Below are 17,215 nucleotides of genomic sequence, written 5' to 3'. Positions count from 1 at the left end.
AATAACGCCATGCTAAGAGAAAGATTGAAATATGTCGATAAATTGCTGATCGTTCCCTATTTTATACTGACGCTATTTAGTATTATCATGATTTATAGTGCAAGCAGCTACAGCGCACTGAATATGTATGATAATCCGCACTATTATTTGCCAAAGCAAGCTATTTTTGTCGCTCTATCATACGTCATGTTCACTATAGCTTTCTTTTTCCCGATAAAATTGCTGAGGAACAAAAAACTGGTGATAATTGGAACAGCATTAACCTTTGGCTCTCTCGTGCTTCTTCTTATGTTCGGGAGGGAAATATATGGAGCGAAGCGGTGGATCGAAACCCCTTTTATCAATATTCAGCCAGCTGAGTTGACTAAATTTATGGTTATTTGGTATCTAGCCTATATTCTCTCGAGAAAGCAGAAAGTGATCAACAATGACTTTTTCAAAGCGATCGTTGCACCTTTGCTACTGGTCGTTGGTATTGTCCTTTCAATCTATATCCAGCCCGATACAGGTTCTTCTTTTATTATCGTCATCATTGCAGCTATTATGATCTTTGCAAGTGGTGTTTCACCTAAGTTGGGTGTAGGATTTGGCTTTGTGGGCGTTACTGGGCTTGTCGGTTTAACGAAACTGATAGAAAAATTTGGCACAAGTCTTTTCTTTCTAGACGAGTATCGGTATAAACGTTTCCTGGGTTTCTGGGATCCCTTTGCTCTTGCAGAAGGTGCGGGTTTACAGTTAGTCAATTCGTATTATGCTTTGAGCCGCGGAGGACTCTTTGGAGTCGGATTTGGGAATAGTGTGCAGAAAACCGGCTATCTCCCTTTCCCCTACACAGATTTCATCATATCGATCATTGGCGAAGAGCTGGGACTGCTGGGACTTTTGATTCTTTTATCCTTGTTCACTTTAATGGTGTCACGAATGATACTGACTGCTATAAGATCTAAGAGTGCCTTCAACTCCTTGCTTTGTATTGGTGTGGCTTCCATGTTTTTGATACAATCATCGCTTAATCTGATGGGCGTAGTAGGTTTGATGCCGATTACGGGACTTACCTTTCCGTTTATCAGTTACGGCGGTACTAGCTTGATTATCCTTTCCGTTTCTCTGGGTCTCGTTGCTAATATCTCAGCCCATTTGAACTATAAAAGAGCGCAGCGGTCATCTTGATTAAGTGTTTGATTACTTGAGGCAACTTTTTTGGCAACTTCTTTAAAGTATCAAGTGGTTAATCATAAAAATAAATGAAGAGAAATATGATTTTCGTCTTGCTTATAGGGTAAACACTTGATAAAATAAATGAAAGCAAAATTCCTTTAATTCTATCCCGTGAGGTAGAAAAGGATGGAAAATTTCATAAAGTTAAAAATTATAGGAGAAGTTTATACTTCTTTATCAATGTGTAGATGTGTATCCTATTGTCGTTAACTTCCATCTTATCTAAAGGTCCTTTTTGCGTAAAAAAAGGGCATTTTTTTATGCCCAAAAATAAGAAAGAGGGATGATGAAAAATGGCAATAGAACAACGACCGCTGATACTAGACGTAGAGGACAAACCGCCTTTTTTAAAGGGAGCTTTTTTAAGTCTTCAGCACGTGTTTGCAATGTTTGGAGCAACGATACTTGTGCCAGTACTTTTGGGAATGCCTGTGTCGGTCGCTCTTTTAGCTAGCGGCATAGGGACGCTTATCTATCAAATCGCAACCAAAGCAAAAGTCCCTGTTTATCTGGGGTCTTCATTTGCCTATATTGCAGCCATGCAAATAGCGATCGATCAGATGGGTGGAGATATAAGTGCTGCACAGTCAGGTTTGATTATGGTAGGACTGCTTTACATTGTCGTTTCAGGTATTGTACATTTTATCGGGGTGTCCTGGATAGACAAGCTTCTGCCACCTATAGTGATCGGCCCGATGATCATGGTGATTGGTTTGGGCTTAGCGTCTAATGCCGTTTCGAATGCTGGGTTTGTAGCTGGTTCAGACTGGCGTGTGATCGTTGTATCGATGACCACTTTTCTCATTGCGGCATTCATAAATACCAGAGCAAAAGGGTTTTTGAAAATCATTCCTTTCCTCGTTGCTATAATTGGTGGCTACCTCTTAGCAACAGCACTAGGGATCGTTGATTTTACACCGGTGAAAGAAGCAAAGTGGTTCGCCCTTCCAGAATTATTTCTTCCGTTTAAAACAAAGACTTTCCAAAGTTATGACTTTTATTTAGGGCCGGAAAGTTTTGCGTTACTGCCGATCGTACTTGTTACAGTAGCAGAGCATATCGGTGATCATTCAGTACTGGGGAAAATCTGCAATCGTTCATTCTTGAAAGAACCGGGTTTGACGCGTACATTGATCGGTGATGGCGCAGCTACCGTGATGTCTGCCTTTTTTGGAGGTCCGGCCAACACGACTTATGGAGAAAATACAGGAATAATCGGGATGACACGAATCGCGTCAGCTTCGGTCATAAGAAATGCAGCTGTTATTGCGGTTGCTTTGAGCTTCATGGGAAAGTTCACCGCGCTGATTTCTACAATTCCTGTTGCCGTTTTAGGTGGCATGTCCATACTGCTTTATGGTGTGATCGCCAGCAACGGACTGAAAGTAATGATCGAAGACAAGGTGGACTTTAATCAGTCAAGAAATTTAGTCATAGCCAGTTCAATGCTTGTTATCGGTCTTGGCGAGGCAGTCTTCGATATAGCTGGAGTGCTGACGTTATCCGGAACAGCATTAAGCGCAATGACAGGGATTCTTTTAAACCAGATTCTGCCACAGAAAAAAGCAGGCTATGAATTGGAACATAAAGAGTCTGAGAAAAGACATTCCAGTCGTGCTGCAGACTTTGAAGCGGCTAACTAAGACTTGTATGGTGAAGAGGACCTTTCTAGATTATTGTTAGTTGTCTTTTAGCATAGTATACTGATAGTTAAAGAACTGACGGAAAGAGGCGTTATATAATGACAGATCACTACTTTACATCAAATCCAAATGCGAAACATCACGAACAGAATTTTGAAACAACACTAAAAGGGAATACGCTTAAATTCACTACTGATTCGGGCGTTTTTTCGAAGGAACGGGTAGACTATGGTTCCAAAGTTATGATTGAAGCGATTGATCCGTCAGTCTTTCCGAATGAAAAAATGCTCGAGATGGGGTGCGGGTATGGTCCGGTGGGTTTATCATTAGCGAAAGCTTATCCAGAGCTGAAAGTTGAGATGGTAGATGTCAACGAAAGAGCATTGAATCTGGCGCGCAAAAATGCCGAAGAAAACGAAATCAGTAATGTAGAGATGTATCTTTCTTCCATTTACGAGAAGGTCAACGAAAAAGCGTTCGGAGCAATCATTTCTAATCCTCCGATACGGGCAGGTAAAAAAGTCGTCCATGAAATTATTTCAGAGGCTTATCACTATTTAGCTGAAGGTGGTGTCCTTATTATTGTTATCCAAAAAAAGCAAGGGGCGCCAAGCGCTAAACAAAAAATGACTGATACATTTGGTAATGTAGAACGTATTGCACTGGATAAAGGGTACTGGGTTTTACAATCAAAGAAAAAAATTATTGTGATGGACTAATTTAAAGGATCCTCAAGCTATTAAAGCTGGGGGTCTTTTTAGTATGGAGGAGTTGGGGGAGGGTAGGGAAAGTCGATGCATCAATGCGTGCTCTTCAGAGATTAAAATACAACATGAAGGGCAGTCAAGTAGTCAATGCGTGCCCTTCAGAGGATAAAGCGCAACGTGAAGGGCAGTCAAAAAAAGCCAACAGGACAAAAAAACGGAAAAGGTCTTCAATAATGTAAGCAATCGCTCAGGCGATTGCTCTCTGCCATGGTTTATTGCATCATTAATAAAAATATTAAATCTTACCCTTGACTTTTATCTGACTTCGCTGTAAACTTAATAGACGCTAAACAAAGTATGAAAATGAAATACGTGCGAAATATTGTCCGTGCGGGATTTCTGAAGCTAAACAAAAGAATGTGTGATGAATACGAATGTATCTTTCACTGATCTTTTGTCTTTTTTTTGGTCTAAAATAGGGAAAACCCCTATTTCTTAATCGGATGTTAACATTTGTAACGAAAATGTAACAAATGAATATCTTTAAAATCGATCTGATTGAAAGACCATCAGCTTTTGAATATGACGACTAGTGATTATTAATGAGGGGTGAAGAGGTTGGCAGGCCAAAATGTGAAATACGGCAAGCACCGTACACGTAGAAGTTATTCACGAATCAGTGAAGTATTAGAACTTCCAAATTTAATTGAAATTCAGACGAATTCATATGACTGGTTCCTGGAAGAGGGACTTAAAGATATGTTTAAAGATATCTCTCCTGTTGAAGACTTTTCTGGGAATCTGGCACTGGAGTTTACCGACTATCAGTTTCAGGAGCCTAAATACACTGTAGATGAAGCAAGACAGCATGATGCAAACTACTCCGCACCTTTATACGTCAAGTTACGCTTGATCGTTAGAGACACAGGCGAAGTGAAAGAGCAGGAAGTGTTCTTCGGAGACTTCCCATTAATGACTGAACAGGGTACCTTTATCATAAACGGTTCTGAACGAGTCATTGTTTCTCAGCTTGTACGTTCACCAGGTGTTTATTTCAGTCCTAAAATCGAAAAAAATGGTATGGAAGGATTCGGTTCTACCGTTATCCCTAACCGTGGTGCCTGGCTGGAATATGAAACAGATTCTAAAGGATTATCGAATGTACGTATCGACCGTACGCGTAAAATTCCTTTAAGTGTACTGGTTCGCGCATTAGGATTCGGTTCGGATGATGAGATCTTGGACATCTTCGGCTTCAATGAAAGTCTAAATGCCACACTCGAAAAAGACGTTCACAAGAACTTGTCAGATTCTCGTGTAGAAGAAGCACTGAAAGATGTCTACGAGCGTCTGCGTCCAGGAGAACCTAAAACAGCTGACTCTTCACGTAGCTTACTGACCACGCGTTTCTTTGATCCTAAACGTTATGATCTGGCTCGTGTGGGTCGTTATAAAATGAATAAAAAACTGGATTTAAAAAATCGTTTGATGGGACTTACTTTAGCTGAATCACTTGTTGATGGTGAAACAGGAGAATTGCTGGCTAAAGAAGGTACGCTCATTACACGCGAAGTGATGAATGAATTAGGACCGCATTTGGATAGTGGGCTTAACTCTGTCACGCTTCAACCATCTGATGATGGTGTGGTTCCTGAACCAATCGATTTGCAGATCGTTAAAGTTTACTCTCCACAAGTCAATGACCGTATCGTCAATATTATCGGCAATGGTCACCCGGATAAAGAAGTCAAGTACATCATCCCTGCAGACATGATCGCGTCGATGAGCTACTTCTTCAACCTTCAAGAAGGGATTGGCGAAACAGACGATATCGACCACTTAGGAAACCGACGTATTCGTTCTGTTGGAGAGCTCCTGCAGAATCAGTTCCGTATTGGCTTATCCCGCATGGAACGTGTTGTGCGTGAACGTATGTCGATTCAAGATACATCTACAACCACACCGCAGCAGCTGGTCAATATTCGTCCGGTCGTTGCTTCGATCAAAGAATTCTTTGGGTCATCTCAATTATCCCAATTCATGGATCAGACGAATCCGCTTGGTGAGTTGACACACAAACGCCGTCTATCGGCTTTAGGACCTGGTGGATTGACACGAGACCGTGCCGGTTATGAAGTTAGGGACGTTCACTACTCCCACTATGGCCGTATGTGTCCGATCGAGACACCTGAAGGACCAAACATTGGATTGATCAACAGTTTATCAACCTATGCGAAAATAAATGAATTTGGTTTCATCGAAACACCTTACCGTAAAGTCGATAAAGAAACAGGTCGAGTTACAGATAAAATCGATTATCTGACAGCTGATGAAGAAGACCTTTATGTCGTAGCACAGGCTAATGCGCCTTTAAATGAAGACGGCAGCTTTGTTAATGACATGGTGCTGGCAAGAACAAAAAACAATAATGAAGAACTTGAAGTATCGAAAATGGATTACATGGACGTTTCACCGAAACAGGTTGTTTCTGTAGCGACAGCCAGTATCCCATTCCTTGAAAACGACGACTCGAACCGTGCGTTGATGGGAGCGAACATGCAGCGTCAGGCTGTTCCTTTGATTCAACCTGAGGCACCACTTGTTGGTACAGGAATTGAACACACGGCTGCGCGTGACTCTGGGGCGGCAATCATTGCGAAACATCCGGGAACGGTTGAATACGTGGATGCGAAAGAAATTCGCGTCAGACGTGAAGATGGCGCGTTGGATAAATATCTGGTAGCTAAGTTTAAACGTTCAAACGCAGGCACTTCCTACAATCAGCGTACACTTGTGCGTCATGGGGAAGTTGTTGAAAAAGGCGACATCCTTGCTGACGGGCCTTCCATGGAAAATGGAGAAATGGCCATCGGTAAAAATCCACTGATCGCCTTCACGACATTTGATGGGTACAACTTTGAAGATGCCATCATCATGAGTGAGCGTCTAGTTAAAGATGATGTTTACACTTCTATCCATATTGAAGAATATGAATCAGAAGCAAGAGATACAAAATTAGGTCCTGAAGAAATCACCCGTGAATTACCGAACGTCGGTGAAGATGCGCTCAAGAACTTGGATGACCGCGGAATCATCCGCATCGGAGCTGAAGTTCAAGATGGAGATATCCTGGTAGGGAAAGTAACGCCAAAAGGAGTTTCCGAGCTTTCTGCCGAAGAGAAACTTCTACATGCGATCTTTGGTGAAAAAGCGCGTGAAGTCAGAGATACATCGCTGCGTGTGCCACACGGTGGCGGCGGTATCGTTCACGACGTCAAGATCTTTACACGTGAGTCGGGAGATGAACTGTCTCCAGGTGTCAATTATCTTGTCCGTGTCTTTATCGTACAAAAACGCAAAATCAACGTTGGAGACAAGCTGGCTGGACGACACGGTAACAAGGGTGTTGTTTCACTGATTTTACCTGAAGAAGACATGCCGTTCATGCCGGATGGAACACCGATCGATATCATGCTGAATCCGCTGGGTGTGCCGTCTCGTATGAATATCGGACAAGTCATTGAACTTCACATGGGAATGGCTGCCCGTCAACTGGGCATCCATATCGCCACGCCTGTATTTGACGGTGCGACAGATGAAGATGTCTGGGAAACGATCAGAGAAGCAGGCATGGATGATGATGCTAAAACGGTACTTTACGATGGACGTACAGGTGAAGAATTCGACAACAAAGTTTCTGTTGGGGTCATGTACTATATCAAGCTCGCACACATGGTCGATGACAAACTGCACGCCCGTTCTACTGGACCTTATTCACTCGTCACCCAGCAGCCACTTGGTGGTAAAGCACAATTTGGGGGACAGCGTTTCGGAGAGATGGAAGTCTGGGCACTTGAAGCTTACGGTGCAGCCTATTCACTCCAGGAAATCCTGACCTATAAATCAGATGATGTGGTTGGACGTGTGAAAACATATGAAGCCATCGTCAAAGGTGACGCGATTCCAAAACCTGGCGTACCGGAATCTTTCCGTGTTCTTGTTAAAGAGCTTCAGTCGCTGGGACTGGATCTGAAAGTCCTTGATGCGAACAAAGAAGCCATCGATCTTCAAGATACAGATGAAGATGATGATTTTGGGAATATCGACTCTTTAGAAAAAATGAAAAAAGAGCAGGACGAAAAACGTGCAGAAGAAGCACGAAAAAAAGCTGAAGAAGAGGCACAAGAAGAACAGCTTGAAAAAGAAGAACAAGAACAAGAATAAGTCAGTGAAGGTGAAGGAGAGTCCGGTAGCGTATCGGCTCTCCGTAACCCTCATATATAAGAGTAATAGACACGTGAAGCAATAGGGCAGCTTCATAATCTACTAAAGGGAGGTAGCCCCTTTGATCGATGTAAATAAATTTGAAAGTATTCAGATCGGACTGGCTTCACCTGATAAGATCCGCAGTTGGTCTTACGGAGAAGTTAAAAAACCGGAAACAATCAATTATCGAACACTGAAACCGGAAAAAGATGGCTTATTCTGTGAAAGAATATTCGGACCATCCAAAGACTACGAATGTGCGTGTGGAAAGTACAAACGTGTTCACTATAAAGGTATCGTCTGTGACCGATGCGGCGTGGAAGTAACCAAATCCAAAGTTCGTCGTGAACGTATGGGTCACTTGGAACTTGCAGCACCAGTCACACATATTTGGTATTTCAAAGGCATACCAAGCCGAATGGGACTCATTTTGGATATGTCTCCACGTGCTTTAGAAGAAATCATCTATTTTGCTTCTTACGTGGTCATTGATCCGGGTGACACACCACTAGAGAAAAAACAATTGATGACTGAAAGAGAATACCGTGAGCGTCGTGCACAGTACGGAAATAAATTCCAGGCTGACATTGGCGCAGAAGCAATTAAATCACTACTGGGCACTGTTGACTTGCTGGAAGAAGTCAATGAACTTAAGGAACTGCTTCAAACAGCAACGGGTCAAAAGCGTACCCGCGCTATTCGTCGTTTAGACATTTTAGAGGCATTCAGAAATTCAGGTAACGATCCAACCTGGATGGTCATGGATGTCGTGCCGATCATTCCTCCAGAACTTCGACCAATGGTTCAACTGGAAGGTGGACGTTTTGCCACAAGTGATTTAAATGACCTGTACCGTCGCGTTATCAACCGTAATAATCGTTTGAAACGTTTGCTGGACTTGAACGCGCCACATATTATTGTTCAGAATGAAAAACGCATGCTTCAGGAAGCTGTTGATGCCTTGGTGGACAATGGGCGTCGTGGTCGTGCTGTAACTGGACCGGGTAACCGTCCGCTTAAGTCACTTTCGCACATGCTTAAAGGGAAACAAGGACGTTTCCGTCAGAACTTGCTCGGTAAACGTGTCGACTATTCCGGTCGTTCCGTTATCGTTGTTGGTCCGACACTTAAAATGTATCAGTGTGGCCTGCCTAAAGAAATGGCGATCGAACTGTTCAAGCCTTTTGTCATGCGAGAACTGGTAGCAAGAGAAATAGCCAACAACATTAAAAACGCTAAACGTAAAGTGGAACGTATGGACGAAGAAGTCTGGGCAGTTCTAGAAGATGTCATCCGCGAACACCCTGTCCTTCTTAACCGTGCACCTACATTGCACAGACTCGGGATCCAGGCATTCGAGCCGATCTTAGTCGAAGGTAAAGCGATCAGACTGCACCCGTTAGTCTGTGAAGCCTACAATGCGGACTTTGACGGGGACCAGATGGCGGTTCACGTACCTTTAAGTGATGAAGCCCAAGCAGAAGCACGTATTTTGATGCTTGGTGCACAAAACATCTTGAATCCTAAAGATGGTAAACCTGTCGTAACCCCTTCACAGGATATGGTTTTAGGTAACTATTACCTGACGATGGAAGTAGAAGGGAAAATCGGCGAAGGCATGGTCTTTTCAAGTACTGCTGAAGCGATTCAGGCTTACCAGACGGGCTATGTACACTTGCATTCACGCGTAGCTGTACACGCATCGTCCTTGCCGCATAAACCATTTACTAAAGAGCAGCAGGAGCGATTCCTGATCACTACTGTCGGAAAACTGATTTTCAACGAAATCATGCCGGAAGAATTTCCGTATCTTAATGAGCCGACTCAAGTGAATCTGGAAAAACAGACACCGGATAAATATTTCGTTTCATATGGTACAGATATCAAAAAACATATCAGCGAGATGCTACTTGTCGAACCGTTCAAAAAGAAAAACTTGGGGAATATCATTGCCGAAGTATTTAAACGATATCAGGTGACAGAAACGTCTAAAATGCTTGATAAGATGAAAAATCTGGGCTATAAGTACTCGACGAAATCAGGGATCACTGTTGGGATTTCAGACATATCCAATCTTGATGAGAAAGAACAGATTCTTAACGAAGCTCATAAGCAAGTCGACCGAATCAATGCGTCCCACCGCCGTGGTCTTATAACAGAAGAAGAACGTTATACGGCAGTTATTGAAGTCTGGACGAAGACCAAAGACACTATCCAGAATCACTTGATGAATTCTTTAGATAGTCACAACAATATCTTTATGATGAGTGACTCAGGTGCACGTGGTAACATCTCAAACTTTACCCAGCTGGCAGGTATGCGTGGGTTAATGGCTGCACCAAGTGGACGAATCATGGAGTTGCCGATCACTTCAAACTTCCGTGAAGGACTGTCAGTTCTGGAAATGTTTATCTCGACTCACGGTGCCCGTAAAGGAATGACGGATACGGCGCTCAAGACAGCTGACTCGGGATACTTGACTCGTCGTTTGGTTGATGTGGCTCAAGACGTCATTATCCGAAATGAAGATTGTGGAACAAAACGCGGACTACTCGTTCGAGCTATCGAAGACAATAACGACGTCATCGAACCTTTAGAAGAACGTATTATTGGAAGATATGCACGTAAAACAGTTAAACATCCAGAAACAAAAGAAATCATCGTTTCTGAAAACGAATTGATCACTGAAGACTTGGCCAAAGTAATTGTAGATTCAGGTATCGAGGAAGTAACGATCCGATCTGCCTTTACATGTAATGCTGAACATGGGGTATGTAAGAAATGTTATGGCCGCAACTTGGCGACAGGCCGTGAAGTCGAGGTCGGCGAAGCGGTCGGTACGATTGCAGCGCAATCTATCGGTGAACCTGGTACTCAGCTGACCATGCGTACGTTCCATACAGGTGGGGTAGCGGGAGACGATATCACACAGGGTCTGCCACGTGTTCAGGAAATATTTGAAGCCAGACATCCTAAAGGGCAAGCTGTTATCACTGAAGTAACAGGGGAAGTCATTGGTATAGATGAAAAACCGGGCGAAAGAATAAAAGAAGTCACTGTTAAAGGGGCAACCGACACACGCACCTACACACTTCCGATCAATGCACGCATGCGTGTTGAAGAAGGAAGTTTCGTTGAGCGTGGGGATGCCTTTAACGAAGGGTCGATCGATCCGAAACAACTTCTGGCAGTCAGTGATGTCATCAAACTTCAAAACTATCTTCTTAAAGAAGTGCAGTACGCCTACCGCTCACAAGGGGTGGAAATCGGCGATAAGCATATTGAAGTAATGGTGCGTCAAATGCTGCAGAAAGTTCGTGTACTTGATCCAGGTGATACAAGTATTCTGCCAGGCAGCCTTATTGATATCGACGACTTCAAGCAAGCCAACAAAGATACTCTGTTGTCTGGAGGCAATCCGGCAACAGCACGTCCAGTACTGCTGGGAATCACGAAAGCATCGCTTGAAACCAACAGTTTCTTGTCAGCTGCTTCCTTCCAGGAGACCACACGTGTTCTGACAGATGCCGCGATCAGAGGGAAAAATGATCCATTAATTGGATTGAAAGAAAATGTTATTATTGGGAAGTCTATTCCAGCCGGAACAGGCATGAAAGTCTATAATGACATGGAACCTAAAAAAGTAGGCGTCGTCAGCGAAAATGTATACAGCATCAATGATGAAAAAAATCAGACAGAAGATACAGAATCATAAAAATAGCAAAAGGAAGAACAGGGCAGCGTTTGCTGCTCTCTCTTCTATGCGTTTTTTAAAAAAATCAAGTATAGTGTTGACTATAAAAACTACTCGTGATATTATGCTATAGGTGCTTTTGTGTACAGATTCCTGTCTAGTAATCATCTAGTTTATGAGATTTAACAGTCGTTCTGACTGACACACATTAGCCAAAAAAAGCCGTATATCCAGGTTTATGTAAAAATTTGTCATTCGCATAATGAATGCGAACCTTCTTTTTACTTCAACATGAACCACCTGGATGTGTGGGTCTAGAAATGCACAAGGAAAAAGATTACAAATGAAGGGAGGACACATGAAATGCCTACAATGAATCAACTGATACGTAAGCCTCGTAAATCAAAAATGAGTAAATCTGAGTCACCAGCTTTGAACAAAGGTTACAATACTCAAAAACGTAAACAGACAACGGTATATTCTCCTCAAAAACGTGGTGTATGTACGCGTGTTGGAACAATGACACCTAAAAAACCTAACTCAGCGTTACGTAAATATGCACGTGTACGTTTGTCTAACATGATTGAAGTTACTGCATACATTCCAGGAGAAGGACACAACCTGCAAGAACACAGTGTTGTACTTATCCGTGGCGGTCGAGTAAAAGACTTGCCGGGTGTACGTTACCACATCGTTCGTGGAGCGCTTGACACTGCCGGAGTTACTGACCGTAAGCAAAGCCGTTCTAAATACGGAACCAAGCGTCCTAAGTAATGTAAAAAGTGGCGTGAGGCGTTGAATTCAACGCGACATTAGTGATTAAAAGCTAGTGGAGCAGTGAATGGCCGAATGAAACTGGATTATAATATAATAAAAATATGAAACGATTATCTCTCGAAAGGAGGAATTTGAATGCCTCGTAAAGGTCCTGTTGCAAAACGTGATGTGTTGCCAGATCCAATGTACAATAGTAAATTGGTCTCACGTTTGATCAACCGTTTGATGGTTGATGGTAAACGTGGAAAAGCATCTTCGATTTTGTATGATGCATTTGATCAGATTAAAGAACAAACAGGTAATGATCCAATCGAAGTGTTTGAACAAGCACTTAAGAACATCATGCCTGTATTAGAAGTTAAAGCTCGTCGTGTAGGGGGTTCTAACTACCAAGTACCTGTTGAAGTACGTCCAGAGCGTCGTACAACATTAGCGTTGCGCTGGTTAGTTAATTATGCTCGTCTACGTGGTGAAAACACCATGGTCGACCGCTTAGCTAAAGAAGTTATGGATGCAGCCAACAATACTGGTGCTGCTGTTCGTAAACGTGAAGAAGTCCACCGTATGGCAGAAGCGAACAAAGCATTTGCCCACTACCGCTGGTAAGATGATCGAAACTGGCTCTTTTTATAAGAGTCCGTCAATGATCACTATTTGAAACAATATCCGTCTTTATAAGAAATTATGAAGTGAATTTATTTAAGAGAGGTGTAATGATTAGTGGCCAAGAGACAATTTCCTCTAAAGCAAACACGTAATATCGGAATCATGGCGCATATCGATGCTGGTAAAACAACAACGACCGAGCGTATCCTTTATTACACTGGCCGAATCCATAAAATTGGTGAAACTCACGAAGGTGCGTCACAAATGGACTGGATGGAGCAAGAACAAGAACGTGGAATCACCATCACGTCAGCTGCTACAACAGCTCAATGGAATGACCACCGCGTAAACATCATCGATACTCCTGGACACGTAGACTTCACAGTTGAAGTTGAACGTTCACTCCGAGTCCTTGATGGTGCTGTGGCTGTACTTGACGCTCAGTCAGGTGTAGAACCACAAACTGAAACGGTATGGCGTCAGGCAACAACTTACGGCGTTCCCCGTGTTGTATTTGTAAACAAAATGGATAAACTTGGAGCAGACTTCCTGCATGCGAATGCAACATTGCATGACCGTCTGCAAGCCAACGCACATCCTATCCAACTGCCGATCGGTGCTGAAGATAACTTCGAAGGTGTCATCGATCTGGTACACATGAATGCTGTTATGTATGGTAACGACTTGGGAACTGAAACGGAAATCGTTGAAATTCCTGAAGACTACCGTGAACTAGCTGAAGAATGGCACACAAAACTTGTTGAAGCTGTTGCTGAAATGGATGAAGATCTCATGATGCAATACCTTGAAGGTGAAGAGATTTCTGCTGAACAGTTGAAAGATGGTATCCGTAAAGCAACGCTTAGCGTAGAATTCTACCCAGTCCTTGTTGGATCAGCTTTCAAAAACAAAGGTGTTCAATTGCTGCTTGACGCAGTTGTTGACTATCTACCTTCTCCGCTTGATGTTCGAGCAATCGTTGGACATGAACAGAATAATCCGGAAGCTGAAATAAAAGTTGAAGCTGGCGATGATCAACCATTTGCAGCTTTAGCCTTTAAAGTTATGACAGACCCTTATGTTGGTCGTTTGACTTTCTTCCGTTCATACTCTGGTACGTTGGAATCCGGTTCTTACATCTTGAACGCTACAAAAGACTCACGTGAACGTGTTGGTCGTATCTTACAGATGCACGCAAACTCACGTCAGGAAATTTCTGAAGTATTCTCTGGAGATATCGCCGCTGCAGTTGGATTGAAAAACACCTCCACAGGTGATACTTTATGTGACCTGGATACACCAGTTATCTTGGAATCAATGGAATTCCCAGAACCAGTTATCCAAGTTGCGATCGAACCAAAATCTAAAGCTGACCAAGATAAAATGGGTCTGGCTCTTCAAAAACTAGCTGAAGAAGATCCAACTTTCCGTGCTGAAACAGATCACGAAACAGGCGAAGTCATCATTGCCGGTATGGGTGAATTGCACCTGGACATCATCGTTGACCGTTTGAAACGTGAATTTAAAGTTGAAGCTAACGTTGGAGCGCCTCAAGTTTCTTACCGTGAAACATTCACGAAAAAAGTGGAAGCTGAAGGTAAGTTCGTTCGTCAGTCCGGTGGTAAAGGTCAATACGGACACGTATGGATCGAATTCGAACCGAATGAAGAAGGGGCAGGCTTTGAGTTTGAAGATGCTATCGTCGGTGGGGTCGTTCCTCGTGAATATATCCCTGCAGTTAAAGCTGGTCTTGAAGCATCACTTGAAAATGGTGTATTAGCAGGCTATCCTTTAGTTGACGTTAAAGCTAAACTCTATGATGGTTCTTACCACGATGTCGACTCGAACGAGACGGCGTTTAAAGTTGCTGCATCAATGGCACTTAAAAATGCTGCTAAAAAAGCCGGTGCCGTTATCCTTGAACCTTTAATGGCTGTTGAAGTAACAGTCCCTGAAGATTACATGGGTGATATCATGGGTCATATCTCAGCACGTCGAGGAAATATCGAAGGATCAACTCAACGCGGTAACACAACGATCGTTAAAGGATTCATTCCTTTATCAGAGATGTTTGGTTACGCAACAGCTCTACGTTCTGCGACACAAGGACGCGGAACATTCACAATGCAGTTTGATCACTACGATCAAGTACCTAAGAGCATTGCTGAAGAAATCATCAAGAAAAATGGTGGAGAAGTCTAAATCAATGTAATTTTTTAGGCTGAGCTCACATCGTTTGGTCATATTGATCAATGTGTGAGAGTGTTTCTACTATATAAATTGATTTTATACCGGGCTATAGGTATAATGAATGAGTAAAAATAAGAAGAGAAATTCTCTCTCTATTTTAAAAAATTAGAACAAAACCCTAAGGAGGAAATGTTTAAAATGGCTAAAGAAAAATTCGACCGTTCGAAACGACATATGAACATTGGTACTATTGGTCACGTTGACCATGGTAAAACAACTTTGACAGCTGCAATCACAACTGTTCTTGCTAAGAAAGGTTATGCACAAGCACAAGCTTACGATAGCATCGATGGCGCTGCAGAAGAAAAAGAGCGTGGAATCACAATTTCTACTTCTCACGTAGAGTATGAAACAGATACACGTCACTATGCACACGTCGACTGCCCAGGACACGCAGACTACGTTAAAAACATGATCACTGGTGCTGCTCAAATGGACGGAGCTATCTTGGTAGTTTCTGCTGCTGACGGCCCAATGCCACAAACACGTGAGCACATCCTGCTTTCTCGTCAAGTTGGCGTACCTTACATTGTTGTATTCATGAACAAAGTAGATATGGTTGACGATGAAGAGTTACTAGAACTAGTTGAAATGGAAGTTCGTGACTTACTTTCAGAATACGACTTCCCAGGTGACGACATTCCTGTTGTTGCTGGATCAGCTCTTAAAGCCCTAGAAGGCGTTGAAGAGTACGAAGAAAAAATTCTTGAATTAATGGAAGAAGTAGACAACTACATCCCAGCTCCTGAACGTGACGCTGACCGTCCATTCATGATGCCAGTTGAGGACGTATTCTCAATCACTGGACGTGGAACAGTTGCAACTGGTCGTGTAGAGTCTGGACAAGTTTCTGTTGGTGACGAAGTTGAAGTTATCGGTATTAAAGATACTGCTAAAACAACTGTTACTGGTGTAGAAATGTTCCGTAAGTTACTTGACTATGCTGAAGCAGGCGACAACATTGGTGCATTGTTACGTGGTATGTCACGTGACGATATCGAACGTGGACAAGTTTTAGCTAAACCAGGTTCAATCACACCACATACAAAATTCAATGCTGAAGTTTATGTTCTATCTAAAGAAGAAGGTGGACGTCACACTCCATTCTTCTCAAACTACCGCCCGCAATTCTTCTTCCGTACAACTGACGTAACTGGTGTTATCGAGTTACCAGAAGGTACTGAAATGGTTATGCCTGGCGACAACACAGAAATGACAGTTACTTTGATCGCTCCAATCGCGGTTGAAGACGGAACTAAATTCACTATCCGTGAAGGTGGCCGTACTGTTGGTGCTGGTGTTGTAACAAGCATCATCGAATAATTTAAATTTTAAACATTAACTGATTTAAAATTGGAAGACTCCAGAAGCCCGCTTCTGGAGTCTTTTTAGGTTTCTGAGTCAATGAGTATTGGCTCTCTGTTTTGGACATCATTGATCCATTAAGGAAAAAGCTTATTAATAAAGAGGTCTAAGTAAATAAATGCGGGTATTTTGCTACTCGTTATGCTAGCTAAGTCTCTTTTTACTTTTCAGTCGATTACGTTCATTCTTATAAGCTCTTGCTGGGCGCTGCGGGCAACAAATCACTCTTTAAAAGTATATTGATTTTGTCTAATCTAAAGGAGTTTCTACTATTTAAAGAGCAACTCCTATCGATTACGGATATTCGAAAGGAACTGAGCGCTATATCATACCAGCTTCATTCGATTAAGTCTATTCGAATGAAGTTTCACCTGAATTGAAATAAATTCCTATCGATTAGAAAAAAATATTAAATTGAAACTGTAATCAATGGTCTCTCTTTCTAAAAAGCAGCTCATCGTTCCCACCATTTATAGTGAATATCGAACTCACGATGTAGCAGGAGTGTGAGTGAGCACTTTTGGCGGTAAAATGTCTAGCTCAAGAAGAATTAGAAGTGCGAGTAAGCAGTTTCAAGGCAGAAATGTCGAACTCACGAGACAGTAGGTATTCGAGTAAGCACTTTTGACGTTGAGATGTCGAACTCACGAGACAGTAGGTATTCGAGTAAGCACTTTTGACGTTGAGAT

At 42.5% G+C, this 17,215-nt stretch carries 9 protein-coding genes; all 9 read left to right on the top strand.

Annotated elements, in window-relative coordinates; genetic code table 11:
* The first annotated feature begins 9 nt into the window (after positions 1-9).
* Entirely contained in the window at positions 10-1,170 is a 1,161-nt protein-coding gene (locus AKA01nite_RS07340) for an FtsW/RodA/SpoVE family cell cycle protein (RefSeq protein ID WP_146924674.1), read from the top strand.
* Positions 1,171-1,511: 341 nt separating this feature from the next.
* A complete protein-coding gene (locus AKA01nite_RS07335; RefSeq protein WP_146924673.1) occupies positions 1,512-2,861 on the top strand; it encodes a uracil-xanthine permease family protein in 1,350 nt (449 codons plus the stop codon).
* A gap of 98 nt (positions 2,862-2,959) precedes the next feature.
* Positions 2,960-3,580, top strand: coding sequence for a class I SAM-dependent methyltransferase (locus tag AKA01nite_RS07330; RefSeq protein ID WP_146924672.1), 621 nt, complete (start codon positions 2,960-2,962; stop codon positions 3,578-3,580).
* A gap of 597 nt (positions 3,581-4,177) precedes the next feature.
* A complete protein-coding gene (rpoB, locus tag AKA01nite_RS07325) occupies positions 4,178-7,792 on the top strand; it encodes a DNA-directed RNA polymerase subunit beta (RefSeq protein ID WP_146924671.1) in 3,615 nt (1,204 codons plus the stop codon).
* Positions 7,793-7,913: 121 nt separating this feature from the next.
* Entirely contained in the window at positions 7,914-11,549 is a 3,636-nt protein-coding gene (rpoC, locus tag AKA01nite_RS07320; protein WP_146924670.1) for a DNA-directed RNA polymerase subunit beta', read from the top strand.
* A gap of 342 nt (positions 11,550-11,891) precedes the next feature.
* Positions 11,892-12,302 carry a 30S ribosomal protein S12 gene (rpsL, locus tag AKA01nite_RS07315; RefSeq protein ID WP_146924669.1) on the top strand — a complete coding sequence of 137 codons (411 nt, stop codon included), beginning with the start codon at positions 11,892-11,894 and terminating at the stop codon, positions 12,300-12,302.
* A 138-nt stretch (positions 12,303-12,440) separates the two neighbouring features.
* Positions 12,441-12,911, top strand: a complete 471-nt coding sequence (gene rpsG / locus AKA01nite_RS07310) for a 30S ribosomal protein S7 (protein WP_146924668.1) — start codon at positions 12,441-12,443, stop codon at positions 12,909-12,911.
* 114 nt (positions 12,912-13,025) lie between these two features.
* Positions 13,026-15,113, top strand: coding sequence for an elongation factor G (gene fusA, locus AKA01nite_RS07305; RefSeq protein ID WP_146924667.1), 2,088 nt, complete (start codon positions 13,026-13,028; stop codon positions 15,111-15,113).
* Between the two features lie 186 nt (positions 15,114-15,299).
* Positions 15,300-16,484: an elongation factor Tu gene (gene tuf / locus AKA01nite_RS07300; RefSeq protein WP_146924666.1), complete on the top strand. Its 1,185-nt coding sequence runs from the start codon at positions 15,300-15,302 to the stop codon at positions 16,482-16,484.
* Positions 16,485-17,215: the final 731 nt, after the last annotated feature.

This window comes from Alkalibacterium kapii, from assembly GCF_007988865.1.
Taxonomy (GTDB): Bacteria; Bacillota; Bacilli; order Lactobacillales; family Carnobacteriaceae_A; genus Alkalibacterium; species Alkalibacterium kapii.
Note: the sequence above shows the minus strand (reverse complement) of the source record. Positions and strands in the feature narration are given on the sequence as shown.